A 15,817-nucleotide genomic window follows, 5' to 3' on the forward strand; every position below is an offset into this window, starting at 1 on the left:
CCGTGACGAGTGGCGCGATCAAGGACGAGTGGCGCGCCCATGACTGACGGGTGCGCTTCAGGACGAGTGGCGCGCTTTCGACCGTGTTGAGCACCCTGCGCGAGTGAGTGGCGTGCTTCTGACCGAGTGGCGCGGCCGTTTCCGCGCCACTCAGCGACGCGTGCTCCACTCGCGAACGACGATCGCTCCGACCCCGCCCCGCGCCCCGTCGTCGTGGTGCGCGGTTCTTGTCGAGCTGCGCGCCTATTACTGCGCCGCTCAGCAACAAGTGCACAACTCACGCAGATCGGCGATCAACTGAGGCTGGCGGACCGCCGAGCACCCAGCCCCGCGTCATCCGGAAACACAAAAGGGCCCCGTCCCAAACCGGACGGGGCCCTTCGCGTCACGAAGCGTCAGTACTCGACGTTCTTCGTCTCCTTCGAGAGGAACAGCGCGACGAGGGTGATCAGCGCCATCGAGCTCAGGTAGAGCCCGACGAGGAAGGTGCTGCCCCCGGCGGCGCCCCACAGGGCGACCGCGATGAACGGGGCGACGGCCGCGCCGAGGATCGACGCGACGTTGTAGCTGACCGCCGAGCCGGTGTACCGCACGTTGGCGGGGAACAGCTCGGGCAGCACGGCGCCCATCGGCCCGAAGGTGAGACCCATGAGGGTGAACCCGATCACGAGCAGGCCCAGCACGCCGACGAACCCGGCCGAGAACAGCGGCACGAACAGCAGGCCGAACACGAAGATGCCCGCGGTGACCGCGATGAGCATCTTGCGGCGGCCGAAGCGCTCGGCCAGCGGACCCGCGACGAGCGTGAAGATGCCGAAGAACACCACGCCGAAGATCAGCATCAGCAGGAAGTCGTTGCGGCTGTATCCGAGACCCGCGACGAAGGTCGCGGCGTTGAACGGGCGCCCCGCGGCCTCGGCGGCGGCCTGCGCCGTCGCGACGCTCGCCGGGGTGGTGCCGTAGGTCAGCGTGAAGGTCGTCATCAGGTAGAACAGCGTGTAGGTCGCCAGCATGATGAACGTGCCGAGGATGAGCGGCTTCCAGCTGGTGGCGAAGACGCGGCCGAGCGGCACGCGGACGACCTCGTTCTTCTCGACGACGCGCTGGAACGCGGGCGTCTCGACGAGCTTGAAGCGCACGTAGAGACCGATGATGACGAGCACCGTGCTCGCGAGGAACGGGATGCGCCAACCCCACGCGAGGAACGCCTCGGGGCTCATCGACAGGTTCAGGATCAGGAAGACGCCGTTGGCGATGATGAAGCCGATCGGCGCACCGAGCTGCGGGAACGTGCCGTAGATCGCGCGCTTGCCGGCGGGAGCGTTCTCGGTCGCGAGCAGCGCAGCACCGCTCCACTCGCCGCCGAGACCGAGGCCCTGGGCGAAGCGGCAGGCGACGAGGATCGCCGGCGCGGCGATGGCCCAGCCCGGCGTCGTCGCGGCGGGGATGAGGCCGATCACGATCGTGGCGATACCCATCGTCAGCAGCGAGCCGACGAGCGTGCCCTTGCGGCCGATGCGGTCACCGAAGTGGCCGAAGAGGAAGGCGCCGATGGGGCGCGCGATGAACGCGACGCCGAACACGGCGAACGACGCGAGCAGCGCGACGGTCGGGTCGGGGTTCGCGAAGAACAGCACGGGGAAGACGAGGACCGCGGCGGTCGCGTAGGCGTAGAAGTCGTAGAACTCGATCGACGTGCCGATGAGGCTCGCGATGATGACGCGCGACCGCGGATTCGTGGCGACGGCGTCGGAGGTGGGGGTTGCGGCGGGCGCAGACATGGTGCTCCGGAGACGGGGGGATGACGGAAAGGCGAAAGCGCACGGCCGTGGTTCACAGCGGTGCGCCATCGCAAGAAAGGGGAAGCGCCGGGTGGCGCTGAGAGAAGGTCGTTTGTGACGACCGTGTTACAGCGTACGCCGCCCGGCGCTTCCCCTGTTAATTCCCCGGGAACGGCTGTCAGAGCGCGGCGAGCACCCGCGCGGTCGCGAGCGCCGCGGTCGCGGCCTCCGCACCCTTGTCCTCCTTGGATCCCGGCAGTCCCGCCCGGTCGAGGCCCTGCTGCTCGTCGTCGAGGGTGAGTACGCCGAACCCGACGGGCTTGCCCGTGTCGAGCGACGCCCGCAGGAGGCCGCTCGTCGCGGCATCCGACACGTACTCGAAGTGCGGGGTGCCGCCGCGGATGATCACGCCGAGCGCGACCACCGCGTGCGCGGGGCCTTCGAGCACCCGCTTGGCGACGACGGGCAACTCGAAGCTGCCCGGCACCTTCACCTCGTCGAACTCGGCCCCGGCCTCGCGCAGCGTGCGGCGGGCGCCCTCGAGCAGCCCGTCGGTGATCCGGTCGTGCCAGCTGCCGTAGACGATGGTGACCTTCAGGCCACGGCCGTCGATCTCGAGGTCGGGTGATCCGGCGCCGCTCATGCGATGCGTCCTTCCTTGTCGACGCGCGCGGCGTCGAGCGTCTGGTGGTCGGGGAGGCGGTGACCCATGCGGTCCCGCTTGGTGTCGAGGTAGCCCTCGTTGATGGCGTTGACGCCGACGACGAGCGGCACGAGCGAGTCGACGGTGATGCCGCTCTGCTCGAGCTGCCGGCGCTTCTCGGGGTTGTTGCTGAGCAGGCGCACGTGCGACAGGCCGAGGTCGGCGAGCATCGCGCTCGCCGCGCCGTAGTCGCGGGCGTCGGCGGGCAGGCCGAGCGCGAGGTTCGCCTCGAGGGTGTCGAGGCCGTCCTCCTGCAGCCGGTAGGCGCGCAGCTTGTTCACAAGGCCGATCGCGCGTCCCTCGTGTCCGCGCAGGTATACGACGACGCCGGAGCCCTCGCGCTCGATCGCGTCGAGGGCGGCGTCGAGCTGCGGGCCGCATTCGCACTTGAGCGAGCCGAACGCCTCGCCGGTCAGGCACTCGCTGTGCAGCCGCACGAGTGCGCCGTCCTGCGGCCGCCCCTTCACGATGGCGACGTGGTCCGCGCCGGTGGAGAGGTCGCGGTAGGCGCGTATCTCGTACGACCCGTGCGTCGTCGGCACGGTGGTCGAGACCTCGAAGCGCACGCGCGGCGACTCGGTGGCCTCGACGGGCGCCGGCACCGGGGTGTCGCAGTGCCACTCCTGCAGGTAGGCGATGAGCTGCTCGATCGTGACGACGGGCACGCCCTCCGCCTCGCCGAACTTCAGCAGCGCGGGCAGACGCATCATCTCGCCGCGCTCGTCCATGACCTCGCTGATGACAGCGACAGGATTGAGCCCCGCGAGCTTCATGAGGTCGACGGATGCCTCGGTGTGGCCCGACCGCTCGCGCACTCCGCCGTCGACGGCGCGCAGCGGCAGGATGTGCCCGGGCCGGCGGAGGCCCTCCGGGGCGGATGCCGGGTCGCCGAGCACCCGCAGCGTGCGGGAGCGGTCCGCGGCGCTGATGCCGGTGCTGATGTTCTCGGCCGCGTCGACCGTCACCGTGTACGCCGTGGTGCGCGGGTCCTCGTTGTCGAGCACCATGAGCGGCAGCTCGAGCCGGTCGGCGATCGCGTTGGTCATCGGGGCGCAGATGAACCCGGACGAGTTGCGGATGGTCCACGCGATCCACTCGGGAGAGGCGAGCTGGGCGGCGAGCACGACGTCGCCCTCGTTCTCGCGGCTCTCGTCGTCGACGACGATGACCGGCCGGCCCTGGCGCAGGTGCTCGACGGCGGTGGGGATGTCGCTCAGGCTCATGACAGTGCCTCCTGTCCGACGCTGTAGCGCTCGGTCTCGGGGGCCGCGAGGTCGCGGGTGGAGAAGCGCAGCATCCGCTCGACGTGTCGGGCGAGGATGTCGGTCTCGATGTTGACCCGGTCGCCCGGCACCTTGGCGCCGAGCGTCGTGGCGGCGAGGGTCTCGGGGATCAGTGACACCTCGAACCAGTCGTCGCCGACGGCGCTGACGGTGAGCGAGATGCCGTCGACCGCGATGGAGCCCTTGCTCGCGACGAGCGGGGCGTGCTCGGGGTCGAGGCTCATCCGCACGACGCGCCAGGCGCCGCCCTCATGCAGCGACAGCACCTCGGCGGTGCCGTCCACGTGGCCCTGCACGATGTGCCCGCCGAGGCGGTCGCCCACCTGCGCGGCGCGCTCGAGGTTGACCTTGCGGCCGGGGGTCACGGCGTCGAGCGTCGACATCCTGATGGTCTCGGCCATGACGTCGGCGGTGAACCAGTCGTCGCCCTGGTCGATGACCGTGAGGCAGACGCCGTCGACGGCGATCGAGTCGCCGTGCTTGGCGCCCGTGACCGCGAGCGGACCGCGCACGGTCACCCGAGCGGCATCCGCCCCGGGTTCCCACGCGACGATCTCGCCGAGCTCTTCGATGATTCCGGTGAACATGGCTACCTTCCTGCGCCCGCGATGAGGGGCCGTGCCGTGATGAGCAGGTCGCTGCCGAGCTGCTCGAGGGAGTGGAGTCGGAGTCGGCGGGCATCGCCGATGCTGGTCGCGCCGATGTCGCCGAGGGCGAGGCGCGGCCCGCCGAGCAGGGCGGGCGCGAGATAGACGGCGTACTCGTCGACGAGTGACGCGGCGACGAGGGCGGATGCCAGGGTCGGACCGCCTTCGACGTAGACGCGCTTGACGCCGAGGTCGTACAGCTCGCGGAGACTCTCGTCGAGGTCGCCCCCGTCGAACTGCCGGAACTGGCGGGGGTGCCGCCGCAGCTTCGCGTCGGCGGGCACCTCGCGGCGGCCGATCACGACGGGAAGCGGCTGGCGGCCGAGCAGCTCGCCGGCGTCACCGCGGGCGGTGAGGCTGGGGTCGTCGGCGAGCACGGTGCCGGTGCCGACGAGGATCGCGTCGTTGTCGGCGCGCTGTTCGTGCACCCGCTGCCGCGCGGCGGTGCCGGTGATCCACTGGCTGGTGCCGTCGGCGGCGGCGGTGCGGCCGTCGAGGGTCGAGGCCCACTTCAGGGTCACCCAGGGGCGGTGCCGGCGCTCGGCGGTGAGCCAGGGGGCGAGGAAGGCCTCGGCCTCCGGGGCATCCGCCTGCTCGACGTCGACGCCCGCGGCGCGCAGGCGCTGCGCCCCGCCGCTGCTGTTCTCGCCCGGGTCGGCGACGGCGTGGACGACGCGGGCGATGCCGGCGGCGAGCAGCGCTTCGGCGCAGGGGCCGGTGCGTCCGGTGTGGTTGCAGGGCTCGAGGGTCACGACGGCGGTCGCGCCGCGGGCGCCGCCCTCGGGCAGCTTCGACAGGGCGTCGACTTCGGCGTGGGCCGTGCCGGCGCCGCGGTGCCAGCCCTCGGCGAGCACCTCGCCGGTGGGGGAGAGGAGGACGCAGCCGACCTGCGGGTTGCCGCCCGTGGTCGGGCCGTGCGCGGCCAGCGACAGGGCGTGGGCGAGGGCGTCTCGCTCCGCGGTGCTGATCATCCGGTCCTCTGTCTCTTCGAGACGGGCCCCGGGGCACGCGGTCGGCGTGGAGCGCACAGTCGTGCGCCCGTGCTTCCTCCCATCCGGACTTTAACCGTCGGTCCCGGAATTCCACCAGGTCAACCGCTTGCGCGGGTCGCGGACTATAACCGCCGGCTCGGACTTTCACCGACCCCGGAGCACGTATTGCTTGCTGCCGACGATAGCGCAGGGGGCCCACGCTTTATTCCCGGTTACCGAAGATGGCGCAGCGCCCCGGGTTCCGGATGCCGGTGGCCGGCGGTAGCGTCCGGTCATGGCTCTCGACCGGCGCGTGCTCGACTGGCTGCTCAACTCCGATCCCGCGCTGCGCTGGCAGGTGGAGCGCGACCTCGCGGGGGCGCCGCCGGAGGTCTGGCAGGCGAGCCGGGCGCGGGTGAACACGGAGGGGTTCGGCGCCGCGCTGTTGGCGAAGCAGGACCCGGACGGGCAGTGGGCAGGCGGGGCGTACTTCCCGGCGGGCTTCTTCGGCAGCGCGGAGCAGGACGAGCCGGGACAGCCCTGGGTCGCGACGACGTGGTCGTTGAAGGACCTGCGCGACTGGGGCGTCGAGCCGCGCATGCTCGAGGGGACGGTGCAGAAGCTCGCGGCGAACAGCCGGTGGGAGTACGACGACCTGCCGTACTGGGGCGGCGAGGTCGACGTGTGCATCAACTCGTTCACCCTGGCGACTGGCGCATGGCTCGGCGCCGACGTCTCCGCGCTCGCCGCCTGGTTCCCGTCCCACCGGCTCGCCGACGGGGGCTGGAACTGCGAGGCGGAGGAAGGGCGCTCGACGCGGTCCTCGTTCCACTCGACGCTCAACGCCCTGATCGGCCTGCTCGCGTACGAGCGGATGACCGGCGACGCGAGTGTGCGCGACGCCCGGCACGGCGGGGAGGAGTACCTGCTCGAACGGCGGCTGCTGTACCGGGCGACGACGGGGGAGCCGGTGGGCGACTTCGTGGCCGAGTTCGTCTACCCCAACCGCCACCGCTACAGCGGGCTCGCGGTGCTCGACCACTTCCGCGGCGCCGCGCAGTACGAGGGGCGCGCGCCGGATGCGCGGATGGCGGACGCGGTCGCGCTCGTGCGCGCCGCCCGACAGCCCGACGGCACGTGGCTGCAGGGTCGTCCGCTCGCAGGGCGGGTGTGGTTCCCGATGGACGAGGCCGCCGAGGGTCAGCCGTCGAAGTGGCTCACGCTGATCGGCACGCGGGTGCTCGACTGGTGGGACGGAGCGCAGCCGCAGGGGGCGGACGCGGCGGAAGCATTGCGGGGCGGGGCGGAGCCGGCGGTGGGCTAGACGACAGTAAGGGACCGGCTAGGCGGGGCCGCACCATGGCACCCGTCAGCAGTGGACCGCCCGGCTAGGCGGGGCGCCGCACCACCGCAGCCGTCAGCCTCGGAGCGGCCGGCCTAGGCGGGGCGCCGCAGCGCGGCATCCGTCAGCAGCGGCGTGAGCTCGTCGAGCGTGCGGATGACGGGCACGCCGGATGCCTCGGCGGCGGCGAGTTGCTCGTCGGTGGCGCCGTTGTCGCGATCGAGCCAGATGCCGCCCCCGAGTCCGGCGTCGACGGCACCGATCGCGTCGGTGCGCAGGCGGTCGCCGACGTAGACGGCGTCGGCGGGGGAGACTCCGATCCGGCGGCAGCCCTCGAGGAAGATCGCGGGGTCGGGCTTCACGACGCCGAGCTCGCCGCTCGCGACGAGGGTGTCGATGCGCTCGTCGAGGGCGGTGCGGCGCATCTTCAGCAGCTGCGCGTCGAGCACGCTGTTCGTGATGACCGCGAACCGCACGCCGGGTAGCGCGGTCTTGAGGGCGTCGAGGCAGGTGAGAGCGTCGGGCAGCAGCGTCCAGGCCGCCTCGTAGTGCGCGCGGAAGCCGTCGAACCAGGCATCCGGATCCTCGAGCGTCTCGCCGTACGGTTCGGCGAAGTCGAGCGCCCGCGCTCGCCGCTGGCCCTGGTAGTCGAGCTCGCCGGCGAGGTAGCGGTGGTAGTGCCGCTCCTCGAGCTCGTACCAGCGGCGGGCCTCGGCGGCGTCGTCGAAGCGCTGCCAGCCGGACAGCGTGCGCCGGTGCAGCGTGATACCGGCGGCCACGGCGCCGCGGTGGTCGAAGAGGGTGTCGTCGAGGTCGAAGAGAACGGCGCGGATCACGCGGGCCAGCCGTCCTTCGCGCCACGGTCATCCGTCGCCCGCAGCACGCCGTGCCACGCGAGGGGGCGCGAGCCGTCGCGGGCGGGGATGCCCGCGGGACCGGAGCCGACGTAGGTGAAACCCGCCCCACGGGCGACGCTCATCGACGCGAGGTTGCCCTCGACGCACTCCCACTTCAGCGTCCGGAGGCCGTGGGCGAAGCACCAGCGGATGACGGCGTCGACCGCCTCGCGCATGTACCCGAGGCCGCGGTGCGGCCCGCCGATCCAGTAGCCGAAGTTCGCCGCGCCCGGCTCCTGCTCGCGGCGCACGCCGATGACGCCGAGGAACTCCCCGTCGCGTCGCAGCGCCCAGGTGTACTCGCGGTCGCTCGCCCAGCCCGGCTCGACGACGCCCGTGATGAAGCCGGTCGCGTGCTTGGGCTCGTACGGCCACGGCGTCGACATGTACCGCTCGAACAGCGGGTCCTGGCAGTACTCGGTGATGAGATCCGCGTCGTCGAGCGTCGGCTGGTCGAGCACCAGCCGCGCCGTCGTCAGCGTCTCGGGGGTCATCAGCGTGCCAGCGGCAGGAACCCGACCGCGTCGTAGGCGCGGCGCAGGGTGGCATCCGCGATCTCGGCCGCCCGCTCCGCTCCGCGGGCGAGCAGCCGGTCGAGCTCGGCCGGGTCGTCGAGCAGCTCGAGGGTGCGCTCGCGCACCGGCCCGAAGACGCCGGTCACGACCTCGGCGAGATCCTTCTTGAGGTCGCCGTAGCCGCGGCCGTCGTACTCGGCCTCGAGATCCGGGATCGTGCGCTCGCCGAGCACCGAGTAGATCGTCAGCAGGTTCGAGATGCCCGCCTTGTTCACCGGGTCGTAGCGGATCTCCCGCTCGGTGTCGGTGACGGCCGAGCGGAACTTCTTCGCGGTCTTCGCCGGCTCGTCGAGCAGCCACACGACGCCGGCCGGGTTCGCGGCCGACTTCGACATCTTGGCGCTCGGCTCCTGCAGGTCGTAGACCTTCGCGGTCTCCTTGAGGATCTGCACCTCGGGGATCGTGAACGTCGGCGCGAAGCGCGAGTTGAAGCGGTTGCCGAGGTCGCGGGTCAGCTCGATGTGCTGGCGCTGGTCCTCGCCGACGGGGACGACGGCCGCGTCGTAGAGCAGGATGTCGGCGGCCTGCAGGATCGGGTAGGTGAAGAGGCCGACCGAGGTGCTCTCGGCGCCCTGCTTCTGCGACTTGTCCTTGAACTGCGTCATCCGGCCGGCCTCGCCGAACCCCGTGATCGTGTTCAGCACCCAGGCGAGCTCGGCATGCGCGCGCACGTGCGACTGCACGAAGAGGATCGACTTCTCCGGGTCGATGCCCGCCGCGATGTATTGAGCGGCGGTGCGCCGGGTCTGCTCGCGCAGCAGCTTCGGGTCCTGCGGCACGGTGATCGCGTGCAGGTCGACGACGCAGAAGACCGCGTCGTGGGTGTCCTGCATCTCCCGCCACTGCAGCAGCGCCCCGATGTAGTTGCCGATGTGGAGGCTCTCGGCGCTCGGCTGCATACCTGAGAAGAGGCGGGGCTTGGCGGTCATCCCTCTATTGTTCCGGATGCCACGGGCAGCGGTTTCCGCCCGGCGCTCACACCGTGTAGTCGACGACCACGGGCGCGTGGTCGGACCAGCGGGTGTCCCACGCCGAGGCCCGGTCGACCGCGTAGGCGGTCACGCCCTCGGCCAGCGCGGGCGTCGCGAGCTGATAGTCGATGCGCCACCCGGTGTCGGTGTCGAACGCCTTGCCACGGTTGCTCCACCACGTGTACGGCCCGTCGACCTCGCCGGCCCACCTGCGGCCGACGTCGACCCAGCCGAGGCCGACGCCGGTCGTGCCGTCCGCGCACTCGACCTGCTCGCCCTGCGGCGCGAGCCAGCGGTCGAAGTACGCCCGCTCCTCGGGCAGGAACCCCGCCTTCTTGACGTTGCCCTTCCAGTTGCGGATGTCGAGCTGGCGGTGGCCGACGTTGAGGTCGCCCATCACCGCCGCGAGCTCCGAGTGCTTCGCGATCTCGGGCAGCCGGTGCTGCATCCCCTCGAGGAACTGCATCTTGGCGACCTGCTTCTCCGTGCCCGCCTCGCCCGAGTGCACGTAGGCGCTGACGATCGTGACGACGCGGCCGCCGACCTCGTAGTCGGCCTCGAGCCAGCGCCCTGCGGTGTCGAAGTCGTCTTCGCCGATCGCGACGCGGTGGATGTGGGCCTTGTGGCGGCTCGCGATCGCGACGCCCGCGCGGCCCTTCGCGGTCGCGGCGTCGTGCAGCAGGTCCCACTCGTCGCCGAGGAGACCCTGCAGGTCCTCTGTCGAGGCGCGCACCTCCTGCAGCGCGAGGATGTCGACGTCGCGCGACTCGAGCCACTCGCCCATGCCCTTGCGGTAGGCGGCGCGGACGCCGTTGACGTTGACGGAGGCGATGCGGAGGCGCGTGGACATGCGCTCCATCGTAGGAGCGGCCTCCGACACGGCCGCCGCCTGCGGGAGCGGCCCCGAGTGCATCGTCACACGCCTGGGGAGAGACGGCCCCGAGGCATCCGTTCGCCCAGGGAATCCGTGGGAACGCGGCACCAGTGCGCAATAGGCTGAATCGCGCTTTCTCGAAAGGACTCAGCATGGAACTCACGGGTGTCGGCGTCGGACGCGGCGTGGCTGTCGGACCGATTCTCCGGATGCCGGATCCGCTGCCCGAACCCGCGGAGGGCCCGCGCGACTCGACCCGCACCGAGGCGGAGGAGTTCGCCCGCGTGCAGAGCGCGATCGAGGCGGTCGCGGCCGACTACAACGCCCGCGGTGAGAAGGCCGGCGGCGAGGCCAAGGAGGTGCTCGAGGCGGCCGCGCTGATGGCGCAGGACCCGACCCTCCTCGACGACGTGCGCAACCGCGTGGGCTCCGGCTCGACCGCCGAGCGCGCCGTGTTCGACGCGTTCCGTCAGTTCCAGGACATGCTCATCGGTCTCGGCGGCTATATGGCCGAGCGTGCGACCGACCTCGGCGACGTCGCCCAGCGCATCATCGCGAACCTCTCCGGCGTGCCCGCGCCGGGCGTGCCCGAGAGCGACACCCCCTTCATCCTGGTCGCGCCCGACCTCGCGCCGGCCGACACCGCCCTGCTCGACCTCACCAAGGTGCTCGCGCTCGTCACGAGCCAGGGCGGCCCGACCTCGCACACAGCGATCCTCGCCCGCTCGAAGTCGATCCCCGCGATCGTCGGCGTGACCGGCGCGCTCGAGCTGACCGACGGCACGATGATCGTCGCGGATGCCGCGTCGGGCCGCGTCACGGTCGACCCGAGCGACGAGGTCGTCGCCGAGGCGGAGCGCCGCATCGCCGAACGCAAGGCCCAGGCGGACGCACCCATCACCGACGGCGCGCTCGCCGACGGCACGAAGGTGCCGCTGCTCGCCAACCTCGGCAGCCCTGCCGAGGCGGCGAACGCCGTGCAGCTCGGCGCCGAGGGCGTCGGACTGTTCCGCACAGAGTTCCTCTTCCTCGACGCGAAGAGCGCGCCGACCGTCGAGAGCCAGCAGGCGAGCTACACCGAGCTGCTGTCGCACTTCCCGGGCAAGAAGGTCGTCGTGCGCGCGCTCGACGCCGGCGCCGACAAGCCGCTGAGCTTCCTCAACGACGCGCACGAGGAGAACCCCGCGCTCGGGCTCCGCGGCCTGCGCGCCCTCCGCGCGTCGGAGCAGATCCTGCGCGACCAGCTCACCGCGCTCGCGAATGCGCAGGCGGCCACCGAGGCCGACCTCTGGGTCATGGCGCCGATGGTCGCGGATGCCGAGGAGACCGAGTACTTCGTCGAGCTCGGCCGCGAGCTCGGGCTGAAGACCGTCGGTGTGATGGCCGAGGTGCCCTCGCTCGCGGTGCTCGCCGACCAGGTGTTCACCGCCGCGGACTTCGTCTCGATCGGCACGAACGACCTCACGCAGTACACGCTCGCCGCCGACCGGATGCTCGGTAGCGTCGCCGCCTACCAGGACCCGTGGCACCCCGCCGTGCTCCGCCTCGTGCGGATGCTCGGCGACGCCGGTGCACTGGCGGGCAAGCCGGTCGGCATCTGCGGCGAGGCCGCGGCCGACCCGCAGCTCGCGGTGGTGCTCGTCGGCCTCGGTGCGACGACCCTGTCGATGACGCCGGCCGCCCTCGCGGACGTCCGCGCGGAGCTCGCCACCGTCACGCTCGACCAGGCGAAGGCCAAGGCCGCCGCCGCGGTCGCGGCCACCACGGCCGCCGGCGCTCGCGAGGCGGCCGCCGCGCTCTGACGCTGCAGACAACGAAGGAGAATCCGCCCTTCTCGGTCCAAACCCGGCCGGAACGGGCGGATTCTCCTTCGTAAGCCTCGATCCGGCGGTCGAGTAGCCCGCGCAGCGGGCGTATCGCGACCCTCGCGCCGCTACGCCGTCCGAGCCGCCTCGCCCATCACCCCGGCCCACTCCGCGGCGAGCGAGTCCAGAGACAGTCCGAGCACCGCCGCGAGTGCGACGACCACGCCGAACGCAGGGCTCGGCAGGCGCCCGGTCTCGATCTTGCGCAGCGTCTCGGGCGAGATGCCGGCCTCGGCGGCCACCTCCGCCTGGGAGCGGGCGCCGCGGGCGCCCCGCAGCGTCTCCCCGAGGCGGCGGCCGGCGGCGAGCTGCTCGGGAGTGAGCGGAGCGCGGACCATCGGCATCCTCTCGTCGACCGGTATTACTATACCGGCATGGTCGAACTGCACACGCCGGCCGAGATCGAGCAGATGCGCGCCGCGGGCACGTTCGTCCGGGACACTCTAGCCACGCTGTCCGCGCAGGCGGCGGTCGGGGTGAACCTGCTCGAGCTCGAGCACGCCGCCCGCGCGCTCGTGAAGGAGCGCGGCGCCGTCTCCTGCTACTGGGACTACGCTCCGGAGTTCGGCAACGGCCCCTTCCGCAACGTCATCTGCCTCTCGGTCAACGACGCCGCCCAGCACGGCCTGCCGCACGACTACGTACTGCGCGACGGCGACGTGCTGAGTCTCGACTTCGCCGTGTCGGTCGACGGCTGGGTCGCGGATGCCGCGGTGACGGTGATCGTGGGCACGCCGAGGCGCGACGACGTGCGTCTCATCCGCTCGACGGAGGAGGCCCTCGCCGCCGGGATCGCCGCCGCAGTGCCCGGCAATCGGATGGGCGACGTCTCCGCCACGATCGGAGCCGTCGCCGAGCGCTACGGCTACCCGGTGAATCTCGAGTTCGGCGGACACAGCGTCGGCCGCGAGATGCACGGCGACCTGCACATCCCGAACGACGGCCGCGCCGGTCGCGGCTACCGCATCCGCCCGGGCATGGTGTTCGCCCTCGAACCGTGGTGGGCGAAGACGACCGCGCGCATCCGGATGGACCGCGACGGCTGGACGGTTCGCTCGGCCGACGGCAGCCGCGCGGCGCACACCGAGCACACGATCGCGGTGACCGAGGACGGCCCGCTCGTCCTCACGGCATAGCCAGCAGCGGCGCCGCTCGAAGCCAACAGGTGCGCCGCTTTCTGCGTTGCGTCGCGGAATCTTGCTTCGCAACGCAGAAACCGCGACCCGACCCGGATGGTGGTGGCGCGCGAGCGCGGCGCCCCGAGTCATCCGCGGAGCGAAACGAAGGGCCCGCAGCACGGATGCTGCGGGCCCTTCGCCGTGGTGGTCGTGTGCGGTCAGCCGCGGATGAGCGCCTGCTTGACCTCGGCGATCGCCTGGGTGATCTGGATGCCGCGGGGGCACGCCTCCGAGCAGTTGAAGGTCGTGCGGCAGCGCCAGACGCCCTCGCGGTCGTTGAGGATGTCGAGGCGCACCTGCGACCCCTCGTCGCGCGAGTCGAAGATGAAGCGGTGCGCGTTCACGATCGCGGCCGGGCCGAAGTACTGCCCGTCGGTCCAGAACACCGGGCACGAGGACGTGCACGCGGCGCAGAGGATGCACTTCGTGGTGTCGTCGAAGCGCTCGCGCTGCGCGACCGTCTGGATGCGCTCCTTCTCGGGCTTCGACGACGCGATGAGGAACGGCTGGATCTCGCGGTACGACTCGAAGAAGGGCTCCATGTCGACGATGAGGTCCTTCTCGAGCGGCAGGCCCTTGATCGCCTCGACGTAGATCGGCTTCGAGATGTCGAGGTCCTTGATCAACGTCTTGCAGGCGAGTCGGTTGCGGCCGTTGATGCGCATGGCGTCCGAGCCGCAGATGCCGTGGGCGCACGAGCGGCGGAACGTCAGCGTGCCGTCCTGCTCCCACTTGATCTTGTGCAGGGCGTCGAGCACGCGATCGGTCGCGTACATCTGCACGTCGAAGTCCTGCCAGTACGGCTCGGCGTCCTTCTCGGGGTCGAACCGGCGGATCATCATCGTGACGGTGAAGGACTCGACGCCGCTCGGGGGAGCGACCTGGCCCTCGATGACGGGGGCAGTCATCAGTACTTCCTCTCCATGGGCTGGTAGCGAGTCATGACGACGGGCTTCCAGTCGAGTCGGATGTGGTCCTCGGCGACCGACGAGTGCGGGTCGCCCGTGAGGTACGCCATCGTGTGCTGCATGTAGTTCTCGTCGTCGCGCTTCGGGTAGTCGTCGCGCATGTGACCACCGCGGGACTCCTTGCGGTTGCGCGCGGAGAGCACGACCACCTCGGCGAGGTCGAGGAGGAACCCGAGCTCGATGGCCTCGAGCAGGTCGGTGTTGAACCGCTTGCCCTTGTCCTGCACGCTGACGTTGCGGTACCGCTCACGCAGGTTCGCGATCACCTGGGTGACCTCGGCCAGCGACTCGTCGGTGCGGAACACCTGGGCGTTGCGGTCCATGGTGTCCTGCAGCTCCTTGCGGATCGCCGAGACGCGCTCGGTGCCGGTGGAGTTGCGGAGCTGCTCGACCATGTCACGCACGGCACCGGCCGGGTTCTTCGGCAGCGGCGTGAAGTCGACGGTCTTGGCGTACTCCACGGCGTTGTTGCCGGCGCGCTTGCCGAACACGTTGATGTCGAGGAGTGAGTTCGTGCCGAGACGGTTCGAGCCGTGCACCGAGACGCACGCGCACTCGCCAGCGGCGTAGAGACCCGGCACGACGGTGTCGTTGTCGCGGAGCACCTCGGCCTTGACGTTGGTCGGGATGCCGCCCATCGCGTAGTGCGCGGTCGGCATGACCGGCACCGGCTCGACGACGGGGTCGACGCCGAGGTAGGTGCGCGCGAACTCCGTGATGTCGGGGAGCTTGGTCTCGAGCACCTCGGCACCGAGGTGGGTGCAGTCGAGGAGCACGTAGTCCTGGTTCGGCCCGGCGCCGCGGCCCTCGGCGACCTCCTGCACCATGCAGCGCGACACGATGTCGCGCGGGGCGAGGTCCTTGATGGTCGGGGCGTAGCGCTCCATGAAGCGCTCACCGTCGCGGTTGCGCAGGATCGCGCCCTCACCACGGGCACCCTCGGTGAGGAGGATGCCGAGGCCGGCGAGACCGGTCGGGTGGAACTGGAAGAACTCCATGTCCTCGAGCGGCAGGCCCTTGCGCCAGATGATGCCGACGCCGTCACCGGTGAGGGTGTGAGCGTTCGAGGTCGTCTTGTAGATCTTGCCGAAGCCGCCGGTCGCGAAGACGATCGACTTGGCCTGGAAGACGTGCAGCTCACCGGTGGCGAGCTCGTAGGCGACCACGCCCGAGGGGGTCGGGACCTTCTTCTTGAACGGCCCGGGCGAGACATCCGTCATCACCAGGTCGAGCACGTAGAACTCGTTGAAGAAGTTGATGCCGTGCTTGACGCAGTTCTGGTACAGCGTCTGCAGGATCATGTGGCCGGTGCGGTCGGCGGCGTAGCAGGCCCGGCGCACCGGGTTCTTGCCGTGCTCGGCCGTGTGACCGCCGAAGCGGCGCTGGTCGATCTTGCCGTCGGGCGTGCGGTTGAAGGGCAGGCCCATGTTCTCGAGGTCGAGGACGGCGTCGATCGCCTCCTTCGCCAGGATCTCGGCCGCGTCCTGGTCGACGAGGTAGTCGCCGCCCTTGACGGTGTCGAAGGTGTGCCACTCCCAGCTGTCCTCCTCCACGTTCGCGAGCGCCGCGGCCATGCCGCCCTGCGCCGCGCCCGTGTGGGAACGCGTGGGGTAGAGCTTCGAGATGACCGCGGTCTTCGCCTTCGGTCCGGCCTCGATGGCGGCGCGCATGCCGGCGCCGCCCGCTCCAACGATGACGACGTCGTACTGGTGGTAGTGCACGCCGTCGACGAGCGTGCTCTCTGTGGTGTTATCAGCCATGTT

General features: G+C 71.0%; 15 protein-coding genes and 1 riboswitch. Of the genes, 3 read left to right on the plus strand and 12 right to left on the minus strand.

Annotation, left to right across the window (positions count from 1 at the left end; translation table 11 throughout):
- Positions 1 to 395 precede the first annotated feature (395 nt).
- From JUB10_RS05330 to ribD, 5 genes are all read right to left on the minus strand, one after another.
- On the minus strand, positions 396 to 1,781 hold the full coding sequence (locus JUB10_RS05330) for an MFS transporter (protein ID WP_207454630.1): 1,386 nt from the start codon (positions 1,779 to 1,781) through the stop codon (positions 396 to 398).
- Positions 1,782 to 1,959: 178 nt separating this feature from the next.
- The gene (gene ribH, locus JUB10_RS05335; RefSeq protein ID WP_207454631.1) at positions 1,960 to 2,424 is read right to left on the minus strand and encodes a 6,7-dimethyl-8-ribityllumazine synthase; all 465 of its coding nucleotides are present in this window, start codon (positions 2,422 to 2,424) and stop codon (positions 1,960 to 1,962) included.
- On the minus strand, positions 2,421 to 3,707 hold the full coding sequence (gene ribB / locus JUB10_RS05340) for a 3,4-dihydroxy-2-butanone-4-phosphate synthase (protein ID WP_207454632.1): 1,287 nt from the start codon (positions 3,705 to 3,707) through the stop codon (positions 2,421 to 2,423). Before ribB ends, ribH begins: the two co-directional genes overlap by 4 nt.
- Positions 3,704 to 4,354: a riboflavin synthase gene (locus tag JUB10_RS05345; RefSeq protein WP_207454633.1), complete on the minus strand. Its 651-nt coding sequence runs from the start codon at positions 4,352 to 4,354 to the stop codon at positions 3,704 to 3,706. The genes ribB and JUB10_RS05345 overlap by 4 nt, the downstream gene beginning before the upstream one ends.
- A gap of 2 nt (positions 4,355 to 4,356) precedes the next feature.
- Entirely contained in the window at positions 4,357 to 5,385 is a 1,029-nt protein-coding gene (gene ribD / locus JUB10_RS05350; RefSeq protein ID WP_207454634.1) for a bifunctional diaminohydroxyphosphoribosylaminopyrimidine deaminase/5-amino-6-(5-phosphoribosylamino)uracil reductase RibD, read from the minus strand.
- Positions 5,386 to 5,451: 66 nt separating this feature from the next.
- Positions 5,452 to 5,571: riboswitch (FMN riboswitch) on the minus strand.
- Positions 5,572 to 5,680: 109 nt separating this feature from the next.
- Between ribD and JUB10_RS05355 the strand changes: the two genes are divergently transcribed.
- A complete protein-coding gene (locus JUB10_RS05355) occupies positions 5,681 to 6,709 on the plus strand; it encodes a squalene cyclase (RefSeq protein ID WP_207454635.1) in 1,029 nt (342 codons plus the stop codon).
- 113 nt (positions 6,710 to 6,822) lie between these two features.
- Here the strand turns inward: JUB10_RS05355 and JUB10_RS05360 are convergent, their stop codons facing one another.
- From JUB10_RS05360 to JUB10_RS05375, 4 genes are read right to left on the minus strand one after another with little or no spacing between them, the layout of a single operon-like run.
- Positions 6,823 to 7,563, minus strand: coding sequence for an HAD family hydrolase (locus JUB10_RS05360; RefSeq protein ID WP_207454636.1), 741 nt, complete (start codon positions 7,561 to 7,563; stop codon positions 6,823 to 6,825).
- Entirely contained in the window at positions 7,560 to 8,117 is a 558-nt protein-coding gene (locus JUB10_RS05365; RefSeq protein ID WP_207454637.1) for a GNAT family N-acetyltransferase, read from the minus strand. Before JUB10_RS05365 ends, JUB10_RS05360 begins: the two co-directional genes overlap by 4 nt.
- A complete protein-coding gene (gene trpS, locus JUB10_RS05370) occupies positions 8,117 to 9,127 on the minus strand; it encodes a tryptophan--tRNA ligase (RefSeq protein WP_207454638.1) in 1,011 nt (336 codons plus the stop codon). The genes JUB10_RS05365 and trpS overlap by 1 nt, the downstream gene beginning before the upstream one ends.
- A gap of 46 nt (positions 9,128 to 9,173) precedes the next feature.
- Complete coding sequence (locus JUB10_RS05375; RefSeq protein WP_207454639.1) at positions 9,174 to 10,019, minus strand: exodeoxyribonuclease III; 846 nt, start codon at positions 10,017 to 10,019, stop codon at positions 9,174 to 9,176.
- 176 nt (positions 10,020 to 10,195) lie between these two features.
- Here JUB10_RS05375 and ptsP point away from each other — a divergent pair, with 176 nt between their 5' ends.
- Positions 10,196 to 11,845: a phosphoenolpyruvate--protein phosphotransferase gene (ptsP, locus tag JUB10_RS05380; RefSeq protein ID WP_207454640.1), complete on the plus strand. Its 1,650-nt coding sequence runs from the start codon at positions 10,196 to 10,198 to the stop codon at positions 11,843 to 11,845.
- A gap of 131 nt (positions 11,846 to 11,976) precedes the next feature.
- Here ptsP and JUB10_RS05385 read toward each other — a convergent pair whose 3' ends face one another.
- Positions 11,977 to 12,246 (minus strand): helix-turn-helix domain-containing protein, encoded by a 270-nt coding sequence (locus tag JUB10_RS05385; protein WP_207454641.1) that lies wholly within the window; start codon positions 12,244 to 12,246, stop codon positions 11,977 to 11,979.
- 36 nt (positions 12,247 to 12,282) lie between these two features.
- Here JUB10_RS05385 and map point away from each other — a divergent pair, with 36 nt between their 5' ends.
- A complete protein-coding gene (gene map / locus JUB10_RS05390; protein WP_207454642.1) occupies positions 12,283 to 13,044 on the plus strand; it encodes a type I methionyl aminopeptidase in 762 nt (253 codons plus the stop codon).
- A gap of 200 nt (positions 13,045 to 13,244) precedes the next feature.
- Here map and JUB10_RS05395 read toward each other — a convergent pair whose 3' ends face one another.
- Together JUB10_RS05395 and sdhA are read right to left on the minus strand one after the other, a co-directional pair.
- Positions 13,245 to 13,994: a succinate dehydrogenase iron-sulfur subunit gene (locus JUB10_RS05395; RefSeq protein ID WP_207454643.1), complete on the minus strand. Its 750-nt coding sequence runs from the start codon at positions 13,992 to 13,994 to the stop codon at positions 13,245 to 13,247.
- Positions 13,994 to 15,814 (minus strand): succinate dehydrogenase flavoprotein subunit, encoded by a 1,821-nt coding sequence (gene sdhA, locus JUB10_RS05400; RefSeq protein WP_207454644.1) that lies wholly within the window; start codon positions 15,812 to 15,814, stop codon positions 13,994 to 13,996. The genes JUB10_RS05395 and sdhA overlap by 1 nt, the downstream gene beginning before the upstream one ends.
- Positions 15,815 to 15,817: the final 3 nt, after the last annotated feature.

The sequence above is a fragment of the Desertivibrio insolitus genome, assembly GCF_017355965.1.
GTDB lineage: Bacteria > Actinomycetota > Actinomycetes > Actinomycetales > Microbacteriaceae > JAFIQW01.